The 453-nt window shown below is 57.0% G+C and carries 1 rRNA gene; it reads left to right on the top strand.

Annotated elements, in window-relative coordinates:
- Window positions 1–453: ribosomal RNA gene (locus HH110_RS19055) — 16S ribosomal RNA — on the top strand; the annotation flags it as partial.

Raw genomic sequence — 453 nt, 5'->3', positions numbered from 1 at the left:
TGCAGTGGGGAATATTGCACAATGGGCGAAAGCCTGATGCAGCGACGCCGCGTGAGTGATGAAGGCCTTCGGGTTGTAAAGCTCTGTGGGGGGAGAAGAAAACAGTTAGGGCGAATAGGCCTAGCTCTTGACGGTACCCCTTTAGAAAGCACCGGCTAACTCTGTGCCAGCAGCCGCGGTAATACAGAGGGTGCAAGCGTTGTTCGGAATTACTGGGCGTAAAGCGCGCGCAGGCGGATCCTGCAAGTCCGGAGTGAAATCTCACCGCTCAACGGTGAGGCTGCTTTGGATACTGCGGATCTGGAGACCGGTAGAGGCTGGTAGAATTGCAGGTGTAGCGGTGGAATGCGTAGAGATCTGCAAGAATACCCGTGGCGAAGGCGGCCAGCTGGGCCGGTTCTGACGCTGAGGCGCGAAAGCGTGGGGAGCAAACAGGATTAGATACCCTGGTAG

The sequence above is a fragment of the Stenotrophomonas sp. SAM-B genome (assembly GCF_013387485.1).
Lineage (GTDB): Bacteria > Pseudomonadota > Gammaproteobacteria > Xanthomonadales > Xanthomonadaceae > Stenotrophomonas > Stenotrophomonas maltophilia_AA.
This window is presented reverse-complemented; position numbering and strand designations above follow the sequence as displayed.